The sequence below is a fragment of the Paucibacter soli genome (genome assembly GCF_037482845.1).
GTDB lineage: Bacteria > Pseudomonadota > Gammaproteobacteria > Burkholderiales > Burkholderiaceae_C > Paucibacter_B > Paucibacter_B soli.
Genome location: NZ_JBBHJW010000007.1, coordinates 120,538 through 137,978 on the forward strand (window position 1 = coordinate 120,538; position 17,441 = coordinate 137,978).

Below are 17,441 nucleotides of genomic sequence, written 5' to 3' on the forward strand. Positions count from 1 at the left end.
GAAGCCCCCGAGCGCCGCCACACCATGCTGATCAAGTTCTTCTACACCCTGCGCGCTGCCAAGCTGCCGGTATCGGTCAAGGAGTTCCTCACCCTGCTGGAGGCGCTCAAGGCCGGCGTGATCGACGATGAGGGCGGCCCCACGGTGGACAAGTTCTACTTCCTGGCGCGCACCAGCCTGATCAAGGACGAGGCGCATTTCGACAAGTTCGACCGTGCCTTCGCCGCCTACTTCAAGGGCGTGGAAATGCTCGCCGACTTCAGCAAGGAGCTGCCGCTGGAATGGTTGCGCCAGCATCTGGAGCTGGAACTCTCGCCCGAGCAGAAGGCGGCTGTCGAGAAGATGGGCTGGGACGAGCTCATGGAAACGCTCAAGAAGCGCTTCGAGGAGCAGAAGGAGCGCCACGAGGGCGGCAACAAGTGGATAGGCACAGGCGGCACCAGCCCCTTCGGCAACAGTGGCTACAACCCGCAGGGCATACGCATAGGCGGCGCCGGCAGGAACAAGAGCGCGGTGAAGGTCTGGGAGCAGCGCGCCTACAAGGACTACGACGACAACCTCGAACTCGGCACCCGCAATATCAAGGTGGCGCTGCGCCGCCTGCGCCGCTTCGCGCGCGAGGGCTCGGAGCTTGAGCTCAACCTCGACGACACCATCCACAAGACCGCCGCCAATGCCGGCATGCTGGACATCCGCATGCAGCCCGAGCGCCACAACAAGGTCAAGGTGCTGCTGCTGATGGACGTGGGCGGCACCATGGACGAGCATGTCCACCGCGTGGAGGAGCTGTTCTCGGCGGTGAAGAGCGAATTCAAGCACCTGGAGTTCTTCTACTTCCACAACTGCGTCTACGACTTCGTGTGGAAGAACAATCGCCGCCGCTTTGCCGAGAAGACGCCCACCTGGGACATTATTCGCAAGTACAACAAGGACTACAAGCTGATCTTCGTGGGCGACGCCACCATGAGCCCCTACGAGATCCTGCAGCCCGGCGGCAGCGTCGAGTACAACAACGAGGAGGCCGGCGCCGAATGGATCCAGCGCCTCACCCACGCCTTCCCGAAGAACGCCTGGATCAACCCCGAGCCGCAGGGCGTGTGGCAGTACCGGCAGAGCATCGCGCTGATCCAGCAGCTGCTGCACCAGCGCATGTTCCCGCTTTCGCTCAACGGCCTGGAAGCTGCGATGCGCTTGCTGAGCAAATGAGCGGCTTGCGGATCGCGGCCCTGCTGATGGTCGCGCTGGGCCTGGGCGGCTGCGCCAGCTTCCAGGGTTTGAGCGATGCCCTCAGCCGCAGACCCGCCGTCGCCAAGGACGGCGCGCCCGCCCGCCTGGTGGCCGCCTACGAACTCGAGATCGACGCGCCCGCGGCCCTGCGGACCCTGCTCTACGAGCACCTGGACCTGGCACGCTTTCGCAACACCGCCGAGGACGAGCGCCTCAGCCCGGTGGAGCTGGACCGCCTCAGCGCCGCCGCCCCCGAGCAGGCGCGCGAGCTGCTGGAAACGGCCGGCTACTTCAATGCCAAGGTTGCGATGCAGCGCCAGGGCGATGCGCAGCTGCAGCGCCTGCGCATGACGGTCGATACCGGCCCGCAGGTGCAGGTAAGCGCCGTGCAGCTGGACTTTGCCGGGGCGCTGGCGGAGCCCGCCGGCGCGGCGCTGCGCCAGCGGCTGGCGTCGAGTTGGACGCTGCCGGTTGGCGCGGCCTATCAGCAGGCAGCCTGGAGCGAGGCCAAGAACGGCCTGCTCAATCTGGCGCGCACCGAAGGCTATGCGCTTGCGCGTTGGGCCAGCAGCCGCGCGCTGGTGCGCACCGAGACGAACGCCGCCGAGCTGGCGCTGACGCTGGAGAGCGGCCCGCTGCTGCGCCTTGGCGCGCTCAGCATCGAGGGGCTCAAGCACCAGCCCGCCTCCAGCATCGAACGCCTCGCCGGCTACCGCGAGGGCGACCCCTATAGCGCCAAGGCTCTGCTGGACTTCCAGGAACGCCTCATCAAGACCGGGCTGTTCGACAGCATCGCGGTGGAGATCAAGCCGGAGGCCGAGACGGCCGCGGCCACCCCGGTGCTGGTGACGGTGCGCGAGGCGGCGCGCCAGCAGGCCACCGCCAGCCTGGGCTACCACAGCAGCCATGGCCCGCGCGTGGGTCTCGAGCATCTGCACCGCCGCCCCTTCGACCTGGACCTGCGCGCGCGCAGCAAGATCGAGCTGGGGCGCGACCGCAGCGCGCTGGAACTGGAGCTGACCTCGCACCCGCAGACCGATATGGAGCGCAATCTGGCCGCCTTCGCGGTCGAGCGCGACCAGCTGATCGCCAATCAGACCAAGCTCAACTGGCGCGCTCGCCTGGGCCGCCAGCGCGAGACCGAGAACAACGATCGCAGCCATTACCTCGAATGGCTGCGCAGCGACGAGCGCTTTCCCGGCAACGAGGTGCATGGCAGCGCCATCTCGCTCAATCTGGACCGCCGTTGGCGCCAGGTGGACAGCATCGTCGTGCCCACCCAGGGTCTCACCGCGCAATGGCTGCTGGGCCTGGGCCGCGCAGACAACTCGGTAGCCCGGAACGGCTGGTTCGGCAAGCTGCATGCCAAGGTCTTCTGGTACCAGCGCCTGGGCGCCAACTGGACCAGCACCCTGCGCACCGAACTGGGCCAGCTGCTGGCCGGCGACGCCGTCGGCCTGCCCGATGCACTGCGCTTCCGCGCCGGCGGTGACGATTCGGTGCGCGGTTATGCGCCCGAGCATCTGGGGCCGCAGGATGCGCTGGGCAACCAGGTCGGCGGGCGCGTGCTCTGGACCGGCAGCGCCGAGCTGGCGCACCCGCTCAGCCAGCAGTTGCCCAGCCTGCTGGGCGCGGTGTTCGTGGACGCCGGCCAGGCCGCGATGCACTGGAACGAACTCAGGCCCACGCTGGGCTACGGCCTCGGCCTGCGCCTGCGCAGCCCGGTGGGGGTGTTGCGCGTGGACCTGGCGCGCGCCCAGGCCTTGGGCAGCTGGCGCCTGCACTTTAGCGTTGGGATCGCGTTGTGATGAAGCGCAATCCCGGCCGCGGCCTGCTGCTGGGCGCCCTGCTACTGCCCTGCGCACTGGCCGGCGGCGGCCTGGCGCTGTGGTGGGGCCTGGCCACCGAGCCTGGCAGCGCCTGGCTGCTGCGCCAGGTGCCGGGGCTTGAGCTGGAAGGCGCCCAGGGCAGCGTGCTGGGGGATTTCTCGGCGCGCCGCCTGCGCTACCGCTTTCCCGGCGGCGCCGACACGCTCACCATCCGGGGCCTGCGGGCCCATGGCACCGCGCTCGGCTGGCATCGCTCGCCTCAACTCTGGGGTCGGCTGCTGCTCGAAAGCGTCAGCGCCGAGCGCGTCGAGCTCAGCCTTGCGCCGAGCGCCGAGGCCACGGCCGCACCGCAGAACCTGCGGCTGCCCTTCGCGCTCGATGTCGCCAGCCTGAGCGTTGCCGAACTGCGCATCCCTTCGCTGAGCGATCAGCCGCTGCAGACCCTGCAAGCCAGCCTTTCGCTGGGCGCCGACGGCGGCGCCATGCACCGCGCGCGCATCGCCGCACTGCGCTGGGACCAGCGCGAGCTGAGCGGCGAGGCCAGCGTCGAGAGCGGCGGCAAGATGCGCGTACAGGCCCAGCTGCTGGTGCGTCAGCCCGCCGCAGCCAAGCTCGGCGCCGCGCAGCTGCCGGCCTGGACGGCGCGGCTGCAGGCCGACGGGCCGCTCCTGCACCTGCCGGTGCAGGCGCAGTTGGACAGCCCTGGCTACACCTCCGAGCCAAGCAGCCCGCAGACACTCAAGGCCAGCGCCACGCTGGCGCCCTTCGAGGCCTGGCCGCTGCAAGCCCTGGACCTGCAGACCCAGGGTCTGGATCTGGCGCAGCTGCAGCGCGGCGCGCCACGCACCAGCCTGGTGGGCAGTGTCAGCCTGCGTGCCGCGCAGGCCCAGGCGCCGCTGCGCATCAGCGCCGCGTTGCGCAATGGCATGGCCGGCCGCTTCGACGCGCAGGCCCTGCCGCTGCGCCAACTCGCGCTGGAGCTGGAACTCAAGCCCTGGGACCCGGCCAGCCTGCACCTGCAGCAACTGGACCTGCAGCTGGGCACACAGACGCAAGCCGCCGGCCGGCTGCATGCCCTTGGCAACCTTGGCAGCAGCGCCGGCCAGGCGGGCTCCCAGCTCCGCATCGACATCGAAGGCCTGCGCAGCGAGCTGCTGGACAACCGGCTCGCACCCGCCCTGGCCTCGGGCCAGTTGCGCCTGCAGACCCAGGCGGGCCTGCAGGCGCTGGCCGCCTGGCCGCCGGTGGCGCTTTCGCTGGACCTCAAGGGCCGACTCGCGCCCGAGCTGCAGGCCGCCGAGTTCAGCCTGCAGGCCGAAGCTGCGCTGAGCCCGGCCGGGCTGAGCTTGCAGCAATGGCGTCTGCTGTCGGGTGGCGGCCGCCTCGAGGCGCAAGGGGCGCTCACGCTGCAGCAGGCCGGCCACTGGAGTCGCGGCTGGCATGCCCAGCTGCAGGCACGCATGAGCGCCTTGGATCTGCGGCACTTCTGGCGCGGCGCGGCTGGCGGCACTTGGCGCAGCGGCAGCCAGAGCCTGAACGCCAGCCTCGACGCCAGGCTGAGCCGGGGCCCGACAGTGGTGGGAACGGCGCCCTGGCGCCACGCGCCGCAGGGCCAGGCCCTGCTGCAGATCCAGCCCAGCCAGCTGGCGGGCCTGCCGCTCACCGGCGAGCTGCGCTACACCCGCGAGGGCGAGGCCGCACCGCAGGCCCAGCTCGCGCTCAAGTTGGCGGGCAACCAGCTGCAGGCCAGCCTGGCCGCCGACGCGAGCGAGCGCCTGCGCCTGGCGAGCGACTGGCAAGCTCCTCAGCTGGCGGCCCTGCAGCCCTGGCTGAGCGGCCTGCTGCCAGGCCTGAACCTGCAGGGCGAACTGACCGGCACGCTGGCCCTGGCATTGACGCCCGCCCCCAAGGGCCAGGACGCCGCGCCGCCCTGGCAGTTGAGCAGCGAGGCGCAGCTGCAGATCAAGGCGCTGCGCGTGAGCGCCAAACAGCTGCCGGCGCTGCAAATCAAGCAGGCGCAGTTGCAGGCCTCCCTGGGTGGCGGCGAGGACGCCCCGCTGCGCTTGCAGGCCGGCATCCAGCAGCTCGATGCCGGCAGCACCCTGCACCTGCGCGAGCTGGCGCTGGCGCTCGACGGGCCCTGGTCCAGGCACCAGCTCACGCTCAGCGCCCAGGGCGACTACCGCCTGCCCGGTTGGTTGAACGGCACAGCGCAGGGCCCCCTGCAGAGCGGCGGGCTCAGGCTGAGCCTGGAAGGAGGCTGGTCACAGCCACCCGCACGTGCCTGGCGCGAAGGCGCGCGCTGGCAGGTTCGCCAGCTCGAGCTGCTGGCACGGCCGGACAAGCCCGCCCTGCCGGCCTGGCTGGCGGCCTCCCAGCTGGCCCTGCAGCTGGAGTTCGGCGCACAGGGCCGCCTCGATGCCCTGCAGGCAGCGCCGGGGCGGCTCGAGCTGCTGGGGGCAGGATTTGCCTGGCGCCAGTTCCAGCTCGATGCGCTGACCGCGGCCGCCCCCCAGCTGGAACTCGAGCTGGCGATGGAGCCGCTGGCGGTGGCACCACTGCTGGCACGCTGGCAGCCCGGCTTCGGCTGGGGCGGCAATCTGGTGATGGGCGGTGCGGCGCGCGTCAGCAGCGGCGTCCGCAATCTCAAGGTGGACGTGGCACTGCAGCGCAGCGCCGGCGACCTCAGCGTGACCGATGAACGCGGCACCCAGGCGCTGGGCCTCACCGAGCTGCGCTTCGGGCTGCTGGCCGACCAGGGCGTGTGGCATCTCACGCAGGCGATCGCCGGCCAGAACCTCGGCGCGCTGGGCGGCGCCCTCACCGCGCATGCGGCCGCGCCGCAGCAGCTGCCGGACCGCAACGCGCCGCTGGAGGGCGTGCTGGAGGCGCGCGTAGCGAATCTGGGCACCTGGGGCGCCTGGGTGCCGACGGGCTGGCGCCTGGGTGGCAGCCTGTTCGCCAGCCTCAGCCTGGGCGGCACGCTGGGCGCGCCACAGATCACCGGCCAGGCCGGCGGCCAGGGGCTCTCGCTGCGCAACCCGCTCGATGGTGTGGACCTGCAGCAGGGCGAGTTCGGCCTGCGCCTGAGCGGCGAAAGTGCCCGCCTCGAGCATCTCAGCGCGCGCGGCGGCGAGGGCATGCTGCGAGCCGAGGGTCAGGTCTTGCTGGGCGCCGAACCCAGCGCCGAGTTCAGGCTCAGCGCCGAGCGCTTCGCGCTGCTGCGCCGCGTCGACCGGCGCCTGGTGCTGAGCGGCGAAAGCCTGGTCAAGCTCAGCCGCCAGGGCCTGGACGTGGGCGGCAAGCTGCGCGCCGACGAGGGCCTGTTCGACTTCACACGCGGCAACGCACCGCAGTTGGACGAGGATGTGCTGGTGCTGCGCCCGGAGGACGGCCAGCTAGACCGCAGCGAGGCCGCCAACGGAGCCAGCAAGCTGCCGGTGCATGTGCAGCTGGAGCTGGACCTGGGCCGCCAGCTGCGCCTGCGCGGCCGTGGCCTGGACACCTTGCTGGCGGGCCAGCTCAAGCTCACGCACAGCCATGGCAAGCCGGCCCTGCATGGCGTGGTCTCGGCGGTGGGTGGCAGCTTCGATGCCTATGCGCAAAAACTCGAGATCGAGCGCGGCCAGATCAGCTTCGCCGGCGCGGCCGACAACCCGCGCCTGGACGTGCTGGCGATACGGCCCGGCCTGGACGATGCGCGGGTGGGCGTGACCGTCACCGGCACGGCGCTGAACCCGCGCATCAAGCTCTATTCGGAACCCGAGATGCGCGACAGCGACAAGCTCTCCTGGCTGGTGCTGGGCCGAGCCCCCGAAAGTCTGGGGCGCGCTGACACCGCCCTGCTGCAGCGTGCCGCCATGGCCCTGCTGAGCGGCGAAGGCGAAAGCGCCAGCGGCAAGCTGATGCGCAACCTGGGCCTGGACGAGCTTTCGGTGCACCAGGATGCCGACGAGGCCAAGGGCACGGTGGTGCGCCTGGGCAAGCAGCTCAGCCGGCGCGTCTACGTGGGCTACGAGCGCGGGCTCAACGCCACCGCCGGCAGCTGGCAGCTGGTCTACCGCATCGCCCAGCGCTTCACCCTGCGCGCGCAATCGGGCGACGACAACGCGCTGGACTTCATCTGGCAATGGAAGTGGGAATGAACGGCGGCGGGGCGAAGGAAAATCTCATGCGACAATCCGCGCCGCTTGGCCATCAGGCCCTGTCTCGCCGTAGTTCAATGGATAGAACGGCCGCCTCCTAAGCGGCAAATACAGGTTCGATTCCTGTCGGCGGGACCATTTGCCTACCGCAAGTCCCTGCGGACTTGCGGTAGGCAAATGGCACCGAGCGCATGCTTGCGCGAGGTGTTGCCGCTTCTATCGCTTGCTCGGCAACAACACCTGCGTATCCGCAAAGCCATCGCCCGGGGCCGGCTTGCGCGGCGCCGTGCCGCCCACCGGCAGCATCATCTCGGGCCCCGACGGGGCGGGCGGATTGATATGCACCTTGTGCTGCGCCGCATGCCGCAGTTCGCCCAACTCATGCTGCAGCGACTCGATCTGCTTGCGCGCCTGGGTGGTCTGGGTGGCGGCGAACTGGCGCGCCTTTTCGGTCTTGTCGAGCCGCGCGGCGGCCTGCTTGAGCATTCGGCCAAACCACCATACCGCGCCGCCCCAGGCGGCGGCGGCGCCGAGCGCCAGGCCTGCGATGGCCATCAGCCATTGGTTGCTATCCATTTCGGCCTCAAGCTCCTGTGCGACTCATGGTGCGGGCCAGTATCAAAGCGCCAGCTGGTGGCGGTCAAGTCCCAGGTTTCTTGCGCATGGCGCGTGAAAGCATCAGCACCGGCACCAGACCTACCAAGACGATGGCCAGCGAAGGCAGGGCCGCCTCGCCCAGGCGCTCGTCGCGTGCCAGCTGGTAGGCCACCACCGCCAGGGTGTCGCTGTTGAAGGGGCGCAGCACCAGGGTGGCGGGCAGCTCCTTCATCACGTCCACGAACACCAGCAGGGCGGCCGCCAATGCCGAGCGCGCCAGCAGCGGCGCATGCAGCTCCAGGAACAGGCGGCGGCGCGAGGCGCCCAACATGCGCGCGGTCTCGTCCACGGTGGTGGAGATGCGCGCGTAGCCGGCCTCCACCGATTGCAGGGCCACGCCCGAGAAACGCACCAGGTAGGCATAGATCAGGCCGGCGATGCTGCCGGTCATCAAGGCCGTCAGGCCCAGCTGCGGCGCGTGGCTCTGCAACCAGCCCAGCGGCAGCAAGATGCCCACCGCCAGCACCGCGCCTGGCACGGCGTAGCCCAACGAGACAATGCGGTTCGAGACGCTCAGCAGCGCCGCCAGCACGGGCGAGGCGCTGCGCACCCGGGTCGCATACGCCAGCACCAGGGCCAGCGAGACCGCCAGCAGCGCCGCCAGACCGGCGAGTTGCAGGCTGGTCCAGGCCCATTGCGCAAAGCGCGCCAGCGGCAGGCCCATCTCGCCATGCATGGCCTCCTGCCATAGCAGCTGCAGCAACACCAGCACCGGCAGCACAAAACCCAGCAGCACCGGCAGCGCGCAGAGCAGGAAGGCGCCCAGGGCCGCCGGCCCCTTCAGGGGCAGCGGCCTGGCCTCGGCGGCATGCAGGGCGCCACTGCGGCTGCCGGTGAAACGCAGCCTGGCTTGGGCGCGCCGCTCCAGCCACAGCAACAGGCCCACAGCCAGCAGCAGTACCGACGCCAGCTGGGCGGCGGCGATGCGGTCGTTCATCACCAGCCAGGCCTTGTAAATGCCGGTGGTCAGCGTGGCCAGACCGAAATAGGCGCCCACGCCGTAGTCGGCCAGGGTCTCCATCAGCGCCAGCGCAACGCCTGCCGCCAGCGCCGGGCGCGCCAGCGGCAGCGCCACCTCGCGCACGCGCCGCCAGGTGCCGGCGCCCAGCATGCGCGCCGCCTCCATCAGCGCCACGCCGCGCTCGGCCAGGGCGGTGCGGGTGAGCAGATAGACGTAGGGGTAGAGGCAGAGCACGAACAGCAGCACCGCACCGGGCAGGCTGCGCGGATCCGGCCACAGCGCGCCCTGCGCGCCCGTCCATTGGCGCAGCGTGCTCTGCAGCGCGCCGCTGTACTGCAACACATCGGTATAGGCATAGGCGGCCACATAGGCCGGCATCGCCATCGGCAGCAGCAAGGCCCATTCGAACCAGCGCCGGCCCGGGAACTCGAACAGGCTCACCGCGGCGGCCGTGGCCCCGCCCAGCAGCGCCACGCCCACGGCCACGCTCGCCGCAAGCAGCAGCGAGGACCAGGCATATTCGGGCAGCACAGTCTGCCACTGGTGTTGCAGGATGGCCCAGGCCTGGGCATCGAGGGACAGCCAAGAACCCAGCACGCCCAGCACGGGCACGGCCAGGAGCAGGCAGACGAGGATGATGAGACGCAACATTCGGTTTGACGAAGATCAAATGCGAATAATGCGCATTCGAGAAACAGACCCGGGCCGGTATCATAGGACCATGTTTCTTGCCCTCGACCAGGTCGGTCTGCGCTACCCGAGTTCCCATGGCCGCCGTGCCGCGGTCGATGCCGTCACCCTGGCGCTGGCGCGTGGGCAGATCGGCGTGTTGATCGGCCCCTCGGGCTGCGGCAAGACTTCGCTGCTGCGCAGCATCGCCGGGCTGGAGAGGCTGCAGGCCGGCCGCATCCGCATCGACGGCGAGACCCTGGCCGATGCCAGCAGCGGCCTGCATCTGCCGCCCGAGGCGCGCCGCATCGGCATGGTGTTCCAGGACTACGCACTGTTCCCCCACCTCAGCATCGCGCAGAACATCGGCTTCGGCCTGCAGGGACTGCCGCGCGCGCAGCGCGAACGCCGCGTCACCGAGATGCTGGAGCTGGTGGGCCTGGCCCATGCCGCCAAGCGCGCGCCGCACCAGCTCTCGGGCGGCCAGCAGCAGCGCGTGGCGCTGGCGCGCGCGCTCGCGCCGGCACCGCGCCTGATGCTGCTGGACGAACCCTTCTCCAGCCTGGACGTGGACCTGCGCGAGCATCTCTCGCAGGAGTTGCGCGCCATCCTGCATGCCAGTGGCACCACCGCCCTGTTCGTCACGCACGACCAGGCCGAGGCCTTCGCGATCGGCGACGTGGTGGGCGTGATGCACCAGGGCAGGCTGGAACAATGGGACGAGGCCTACACCGTCTACCACCGGCCGGCCACGCGCTTCGTGGCCGACTTCATCGGCCATGGCGTGTTCACGCCGGCGCGCATCGTCGCTGGGCCGGACGGGCCGCTGGTACGCACCGCGGTGGGCGAACTGACCGACGCCGGCGAATGCCCGTTGCCGACCGCCTATCCGAACGGCGCTTGCGAGGTGCTGCTGCGCGCCGACGACATCGTGCACGACGACCTGGCGCCGGTGAAGGCACAGATCGAGCGCAAGATCTTCCGCGGCGCCGAGTTCCTCTACACCCTGCGGCTGGCCACGGGCGAACGCCTGATGGCCCATGTGCCCTCGCACCACGACCACCAGCTGGGCGAATGGATAGGCATACGCGCCCATGTCGACCATGTCGTGACCTTCGGCATACCCGCCGGCCTGGCAGCCGATTGAGGCTTGCTCACCGGCCGACCCGGTTTCGTCCATTTGTTCACTGCGATCCCCGGAATTGGTGCCCCAATGCGGGCTCACACGCAAGCATTCGGCGCGGGGCTGCGCATATACTGGTTTTGCACAGGGTCCGTCAGTCCCCCAAGAGGGCGCGGACTGCAGTTTTGCTGGATCTCACCGATAGGAAACACTCGCATCATGGGTGCCAAACTGAAAGTCGCAGGCTGGGTAGCGTTGGGCGCCGTGGCCGGGGCGCTGACCACGATGCAGTTGCAGGCAAACGCCCGCAGCAGCCTCACCCCGCTGCCCCTGGAAGAGATGCAGCAGCTGGCGGCGGTATTCGGGCTCGTGAAAGCCGAATACGTCGAACCGGTGGATGAGAAGAAGCTCATCAACGACGCCATCTCGGGCATGGTCTCGGGGCTGGATCCGCACTCGCAGTTCTTCGACCAGAAGAGCTTCAAGGAATTCCGCGAAGGCACGACCGGCAAGTTCGTCGGTGTGGGCATCGAGATCGGCATGGAAGATGGTCTGGTGAAGATCGTCTCGCCGATCGAAGGCTCGCCCGCCTTCCGCGCCGGCCTCAAGAGCGGCGACCTGATCAGCAGGATCGACGACACGGCGGTCAAGGGCCTCTCGCTGGACCAGGCCGTCAAGCGTATGCGCGGCGAGCCCAATACCAAGGTCTCGCTGACGATTTACCGCAAGAGCGAAAGCCGCAGCTTCCCCATCACCATCACGCGTGAGGAAATTCGCGTGCAGAGCGTACGCTCGAAGGTGGTCGAGCCCGGCTACGCCTGGCTGCGCGTGAGCCAGTTCCAGGACCGCACGGTGGAAGACTTCGCGCGCAAGCTGGAAGAGATCTACAAGGCCGAGCCGAATCTGAAGGGCCTGGTGCTGGACCTGCGCAACGACCCGGGCGGCCTGCTGGAGGCCTCGGTGGCGATCTCCGCCGCCTTCCTGCAACAAGGCGTGGAGGTGGTTAGCACGAATGGCCAGATCGCCGAGTCCAAGGCCAGCTTCAAGGCCAGCCCCGATTTCTACCAGCGCCGCGGCGGCAGCGACCCCCTGCGCAAGCTGCCGGCCGCGCTGAAGAACGTGCCCCTGGTGGTGCTGGTCAACGAAGGTTCGGCCTCGGCCAGCGAGATCGTCGCCGGTGCCCTGCAGGACCACAAGCGTGCCATCGTGATGGGCGCCCAGACCTTCGGCAAGGGCTCGGTGCAGACGGTGCGCCAACTTGGCCCCGAGACCGCGCTGAAGATCACCACCGCGCGCTACTACACCCCCAGCGGCCGCTCGATCCAGGCCAAGGGCATCGTGCCCGACGTGCTGCTGGACGAAACCGCCGAGGGCAATGTGTTCGCGGCGCTGCGCATGCGCGAGGCCGATCTCGAGAAGCACCTCAACAACGGCGCCGAGGAGAAGGATGCGGCGCGCGAAAAGGCACGCGAGGAGGCACGCCAGAAGCTCGAGGCCGACTTCGCCAAGAAGAACGAAGCGCCCAAGCCGCTGCCCGAATTCGGTTCGACCGAGGACTTCCCGCTGCAGCAGGCGCTGAACCAGCTCAAGGGCAGGCCGGTGGCCGCATCCAAGACCGCGGTGGAGCGCAAGGCCGAGGCCAAGTCGGGCGAATAAACGCCGCTTCCCCGTACTCAAACGGCCCGTTCGTCGACGGGCCGTTTTGCTTGGCGCCGCAGTATGCTCGCCCCATGAATGACGAACAATTGCTGCGCTATTCGCGGCATATCCTGCTGGACGAAATCGGCGTGGAAGGCCAGCAAAAGCTCACCGACTCGCATGCCCTGGTGATCGGTGCCGGCGGCCTGGGCTCACCGGTGGCGCTCTACCTGGCCACCGCCGGCGTCGGCCGTCTGACCCTGGTGGACCACGACAGCGTGGACCTGACCAATCTGCAGCGCCAGATCGTGCACCGGCTCGACGCCGTGGGCACACCCAAGGTGGCCTCGGCCGCACGCACCTTGGCCCAACTCAACCCCGAGGTGCAGGTCCGGGCCCTGCAGCTGCGCGCCAATGCCGCCCAACTCGATGAGTTGGTGGCCACGGCCGACGTGGTGCTGGACTGCTCGGACAACTTCGCCACCCGCCATGCGGTGAACGCCGCCTGCGTGCGCCATGCCAGGCCGCTGGTGGCGGGCGCGGCGATCGGTTTCGACGGCCAGATCAGCGTCTACGACAGCCGCGACCGCCGGCAGCCCTGCTATGCCTGCCTGTTCCCGCCGGACGCCGCCTACGAGGAGGTGCGTTGCGCCACCATGGGCGTGTTCGCCCCCCTGGTGGGCATCATCGGCAGCATGCAGGCGGCCGAGGCACTCAAGCTGCTGATGGGCCTGCCCGGCGGCCTGGCTGGCCGGCTGCAGATGCTGGATGCGCGGCGCATGGAATGGAGCGAGATCCAGGTGCAGCGCGACCCCGGCTGCAGCTGTTGCGGTACTCAATCTTTGACCGTGAATTCGCCAAATTAAGAAACAACATTTCCTATCGGACGATTTACAGTCCTCGCCAGACCCATACGCCATGTCAAAGCACAACAAACTGCACGCACGCAACTTCCCCACTGCCAAGGAAGAAGCCAAGCGCCTCAAACCGTCGCCGAACTACGAGGGCGTAGACAGTGCCTACCGCCTCGCCTTCACGGACACCGAGTTCCTGCTGCGCGAGGATCTGCGGCCGGTGCGCATGCAGCTGGAGCTGCTCAAGCCCGAGCTGGTGCAGCAGGAGCTGGGCATCCACTCCACCATCGTGATGTTCGGCAGCGCCCGCATCCTCGACCGCGAAGCCGCGCTGGTGGCGATGCAGCTGGCCAAGGCCGGCGGCGACGCCGCGGCCATCAAGCGCGCAGAGATGCAGCTGTCCATGAGCCACTTCTACGAAGAGGCGCGCCGCTTTGCCTCGCTCGTCACCAAGGCCTCCAGCGACCGGCACAACCCCATCTATGTGGTCACCGGAGGCGGCCCCGGCATCATGGAGGCGGGCAACCGCGGTGCGCACGAGGTTGGTGGCAAGAGCATAGGCCTGAACATCGTGCTGCCGCACGAGCAGCTGCCCAACCCCTACATCACGCCGGAGCTGTGCTTTCGCTTCCACTACTTCGCGCTGCGCAAGATGCACTTCCTGATGCGCTCGGTGGCGTTGGTGTGCTTCCCGGGCGGCTTCGGCACGCTGGACGAATTGTTCGAGACCATGACGCTGGTGCAGACAGGCAAGTGCCGGCGCCGCCCCATCCTGATGTTCGGGCGCGAGTTCTGGAGCAAGCTGATCAACTTCGACCATCTGATCGAGACCGGCATGATCAGCCCGGGTGACGAGCAACTATTTCATTATGTCGAGAGCGCCGAAGAGGCCTGGGCACTGCTGGAGCGCGAGTACGACATGAACCCCAGCCACGACCACAACGATTAAGCAGCCATCATGACCATCCTCCGATCCGTCTCCCTCATCGGCGCCCCGACCGACATCGGCGCCGGCGCGCGCGGTGCCAGCATGGGCCCCGAGGCCATGCGCGTGGCCAATCTGGCCCAGACGCTGGAGAGCCACGGCGTCGAGGTAGTCGACCGCGGCAACCTCAGCGGCCCCTACAACCCCTGGCAGCCGCCGGTGCAGGGCTACCGCCACCTGCCCGAGGTGACGGCCTGGAACCGCGCCGTGCACGAGGCCGTCTATGCCGAGCTGCGCTTAGGCCGCCTGCCCATCCTCTTGGGCGGCGACCATTGCCTGGGCCTGGGCTCGATCAGCGCGGTGGCACGCCATTGCCGCGAGGCCGGCAAGAAGCTGCGCGTGCTGTGGCTGGATGCCCATGCCGACTTCAACACCAGCGCCCTCACGCCCAGCGGCAATATCCACGGCATGCCGGTGGCCTGCCTGTGCGGCTTCGGGCCGAAGGAGCTGATCGAGATCGGCGGTCATGTGCCGGCCATCAGTCCCAAATGGGTGCGCCAGATCGGCATCCGAAGCGTCGACGAGGGCGAGAAGCGCTTTGTGCACGAGCAGGACCTGGAGGTCTTCGACATGCGCTACATCGACGAGATGGGCATGCGCCACACCATGGAGCTGGCACTCGCCACGCTGGACGCCAACACCCATCTGCATGTGAGCTTCGACGTCGACTTCCTCGACCCCGAGATCGCTCCCGGCGTGGGCACCACCATCCCCGGCGGCCCCACTTACCGCGAGGCCCAACTGTGCATGGAGATGATTGCCGACACCGGCCGCATGGCCTCGCTGGACGTGATGGAACTCAACCCCGCGCTGGACGTGCGCAACAAGACGGCGCTGCTGGCGGTGGACCTGATCGAATCTCTGTTTGGCAAATCCACCTTGATGAGGAAGTAAGTTTGCCCTGCCTGCGGCAGACGGTAAGTCAACCCTGATGCGCAAGTAGGCGCGCAAGGGCTACGCAGTCACGATCCAACCCTCCAGCGGATCGATCCGCGCGGGCAGGCCGTAGCCCGGCTGGGTGCTGCCCCAGGCCGCCTGCAACAGGCACAGCACGGCATCCAGCTTGTCGCCGCTGGCGTCCGCCACCAGCACGTCGCGCTGCGCATGGCTGAGCTTCAAGCGCAGGCCCAGCCGGCTGCGGCCCTGCTCCAGGGCTTCGATCAGGTCCTTGCGGGCGATCAGGCGATCCTCGGTCTGCTTGGCACGTTCGTCGCTCTTGTAGCTGCGCCGACCCAGCAGTTCGCGCGCCAGCAGCCCCGGGTAGGCCTCCAGCGCCACTCGTTGCTCGTCCCCGGCATGCAGGCCCGGCAGCTGCGCGCCGGCCTGCAGCAGCAGCGGCACGCCGGCATGCAGCATGAAAGCCACCGGCGGATTGACCCATTTCATGCTGGGCGAGGAACCCGCCGGGCCGTCGCAGGCGCGGTGCGCGAACTTGCCGCCGACCGGGCGCGCCGCGCAGAAGGCGGCGAACTGCGCACGGATCTGCGCGCGCGGCAGGGCGCAGAAATGCTGCATCAGCGGCAACCAATCGGTAGGCCAGCCCAACGCCAGCACCAGCTCGCGTGGCAGGCCGAAGGGGAAGTCGAAGCCGCCGACCCAGGGTTCGGGGCGCGCCAGATGGTCGCCCAGCCCCTGCAGGGTCTCGAAACTCAGCAGCCCTTGCAGCAGCAAGACCTGGCCCTGGCGCCGGCCGCGGGCCAGCACCACGGGCTTGCGAGGGCTGGGGGCGCTGCTGAAGTCGACGCCGATCAGCGGCGCACCGCTGCTTTGGGCGCTAGAGTGCATGGCAGCCACTTTAGCCGCCCCGACCACCATGCCCACCAACGACCAAGCCACCGACACCAAGCTCAGCGACAAGCCCGCCCCGGTGGAGCGCATCGTCAACACCGAGCACAAGCTGCAGATCGGCAAGAAGACGCTGGAATACACCGCCAGCTGCGGCACGCTGCTGCTGCGCGAACCCGACGCGGGCGATACCAAGTCCGGCGACGGCAAGGAGGCCTACAAGGGCGAGAAGGCGCGCGCCACGGTGTTCTTCATCGCCTACACGCTCAAAAGGAACGGCAAGAAGGACGCGGCACGCCCGCTGACCTTCAGCTTCAACGGCGGGCCCGGCTCCAGCAGCGTCTGGCTGCACCTGGGGCTGCTGGGGCCGCAGCGCGTGCCCTGCGACGACAAGGGCCACTGCGGCGCGCCGCCGCACCAGCTCACCGACAACGAATACAGCCTGCTCAGCGACTCCGACCTGGTCTTCATCGACCCGGTCGGCACCGGCCATTCGCGCGTTGCCGAGGGCGAGAAGCCGGCCGAGTTCCACGACTACCAGCGCGACCTGGACTCGGTGGGCGAATTCATCCGCCTCTACCTGACGCGCAACGAGCGCTGGGGCTCGCCCAAATACCTGATCGGCGAGAGCTACGGCACCACACGCGCCGCCGGCCTGGCGCGCCATCTGCAGGAGCAGCACGACATCTACCTGAACGGGCTGATGCTGGTCTCGCTGGCGATGGACTTCCAGACCCTCAGCTTCGACCATGGCAACGACCTGCCCTACCCGCTCTACCTGCCCACCTACGCGGCCACCGCCTGGTACCACCAGGCGCTGCGGCCGACGCTGCAGAACAAGCCCTTGAAAGAGGTGGTGGCGGCGGCCGAGGCCTTTGCCAATGGCGACTACACGCTGGCCCTGATGCAGGGTTCGCGCCTGCCCGAGGCCGAGCGCCAGCACATCGCCGAGCAGCTGGCGATGTACAGCGGCCTCAGCACCGAGTTCGTGCTGCGCTGCCGGTTGCGCGTGGATGAGTTCCGTTTCTTCAAGGAGCTGCTGCGCGCACGCGGCCAGACCGTGGGCCGGCTGGACGCGCGCTTCCTCGGCCTGGACAAGGACGACGCCGGCGAGCACCCGGAGGAAGACGCCAGCATGAACCAGCTGATCGGCGCCTATGCCGCCGGCATCAACCGCCTGCTGGTGGAAAAACTCGACTACCGCAGCGACAGCCCCTATCTGGTGCATGCGCCGCTGTGGAAGACCTGGTCCTGGAAGGGCTTCGAGAACAAATACATCGCCGCCGGCGACAGCCTGCGCCGCGCCCTGCATGCCAACCCCGATATGCGCGTCTATGTGGCCAGCGGCTATTACGACCTCGCCACCCCGCATGCCGCGGGCGACTACACGCTCAGCCACCTGGGCCTGCACCACAGCCTGCAGGACCGCATCCAGGTCAGCTATTTCGAGGCCGGCCACATGATGTACATCCACCAGCCTTCGCTGGCCCGCATGGCCGGCGAACTGCGCGCCTTCGTCGCCCAGGGCTGAAGGCAGGGCCGAAGGCGAATCCAAGGTTTACCCGGGC

The 17,441-nt window shown here is 68.8% G+C and carries 12 protein-coding genes and 1 tRNA gene; 10 read left to right on the forward strand and 3 right to left on the reverse strand.

The annotated features are described in order from the left end of the window. The first annotated feature begins 24 nt into the window (after positions 1-24). The 4 genes from WG898_RS15420 to WG898_RS15435 all read left to right on the forward strand — a co-directional run bounded on the left by WG898_RS15420 (position 25) and on the right by WG898_RS15435 (position 7,339). Positions 25-1,206, forward strand: a complete 1,182-nt coding sequence (locus WG898_RS15420; RefSeq protein WP_339603687.1) for a vWA domain-containing protein — start codon at positions 25-27, stop codon at positions 1,204-1,206. Next, positions 1,203-3,035, forward strand: a complete 1,833-nt coding sequence (locus tag WG898_RS15425) for an autotransporter assembly complex protein TamA (protein ID WP_339603688.1) — start codon at positions 1,203-1,205, stop codon at positions 3,033-3,035. Before WG898_RS15420 ends, WG898_RS15425 begins: the two co-directional genes overlap by 4 nt. Continuing rightward, positions 3,035-7,201 carry a translocation/assembly module TamB domain-containing protein gene (locus WG898_RS15430; protein WP_339603689.1) on the forward strand — a complete coding sequence of 1,389 codons (4,167 nt, stop codon included), beginning with the start codon at positions 3,035-3,037 and terminating at the stop codon, positions 7,199-7,201. The genes WG898_RS15425 and WG898_RS15430 overlap by 1 nt, the downstream gene beginning before the upstream one ends. 63 nt (positions 7,202-7,264) lie before the next feature. Beyond that, a tRNA-Arg gene (locus tag WG898_RS15435) sits at positions 7,265-7,339 on the forward strand. Positions 7,340-7,417: 78 nt separating this feature from the next. Here the strand turns inward: WG898_RS15435 and WG898_RS15440 are convergent. Together WG898_RS15440 and WG898_RS15445 are read right to left on the reverse strand one after the other, a co-directional pair. After that, positions 7,418-7,777, reverse strand: a complete 360-nt coding sequence (locus WG898_RS15440; protein ID WP_339603690.1) for a hypothetical protein — start codon at positions 7,775-7,777, stop codon at positions 7,418-7,420. A gap of 64 nt (positions 7,778-7,841) precedes the next feature. Next, entirely contained in the window at positions 7,842-9,470 is a 1,629-nt protein-coding gene (locus WG898_RS15445; protein WP_339603691.1) for an ABC transporter permease, read from the reverse strand. A gap of 70 nt (positions 9,471-9,540) precedes the next feature. On the opposite strand from WG898_RS15445, the gene WG898_RS15450 reads away from it, so the two are divergent. From WG898_RS15450 to rocF, 5 genes are all read left to right on the forward strand, one after another. Continuing rightward, positions 9,541-10,635, forward strand: a complete 1,095-nt coding sequence (locus WG898_RS15450; RefSeq protein ID WP_339603692.1) for an ABC transporter ATP-binding protein — start codon at positions 9,541-9,543, stop codon at positions 10,633-10,635. A 195-nt stretch (positions 10,636-10,830) separates the two neighbouring features. Next, on the forward strand, positions 10,831-12,267 hold the full coding sequence (locus WG898_RS15455; RefSeq protein ID WP_339603693.1) for a S41 family peptidase: 1,437 nt from the start codon (positions 10,831-10,833) through the stop codon (positions 12,265-12,267). Positions 12,268-12,341: 74 nt separating this feature from the next. Next, the gene (locus WG898_RS15460; protein WP_339603694.1) at positions 12,342-13,115 is read left to right on the forward strand and encodes a HesA/MoeB/ThiF family protein; all 774 of its coding nucleotides are present in this window, start codon (positions 12,342-12,344) and stop codon (positions 13,113-13,115) included. A 52-nt stretch (positions 13,116-13,167) separates the two neighbouring features. Beyond that, positions 13,168-14,052, forward strand: a complete 885-nt coding sequence (locus WG898_RS15465) for an LOG family protein (RefSeq protein WP_339603695.1) — start codon at positions 13,168-13,170, stop codon at positions 14,050-14,052. A gap of 9 nt (positions 14,053-14,061) precedes the next feature. Then, a complete protein-coding gene (gene rocF, locus WG898_RS15470) occupies positions 14,062-14,982 on the forward strand; it encodes an arginase (RefSeq protein ID WP_339603696.1) in 921 nt (306 codons plus the stop codon). Positions 14,983-15,042: 60 nt separating this feature from the next. On the opposite strand, the gene WG898_RS15475 is transcribed toward rocF, so the two are convergent. Then, positions 15,043-15,873 carry a DUF429 domain-containing protein gene (locus WG898_RS15475; protein WP_339603697.1) on the reverse strand — a complete coding sequence of 277 codons (831 nt, stop codon included), beginning with the start codon at positions 15,871-15,873 and terminating at the stop codon, positions 15,043-15,045. Here WG898_RS15475 and WG898_RS15480 point away from each other — a divergent pair. Further along, on the forward strand, positions 15,872-17,404 hold the full coding sequence (locus WG898_RS15480) for a S10 family peptidase (protein ID WP_339603698.1): 1,533 nt from the start codon (positions 15,872-15,874) through the stop codon (positions 17,402-17,404). The two genes, WG898_RS15475 and WG898_RS15480, sit on opposite strands and share 2 nt — an antisense overlap. Positions 17,405-17,441: the final 37 nt, after the last annotated feature.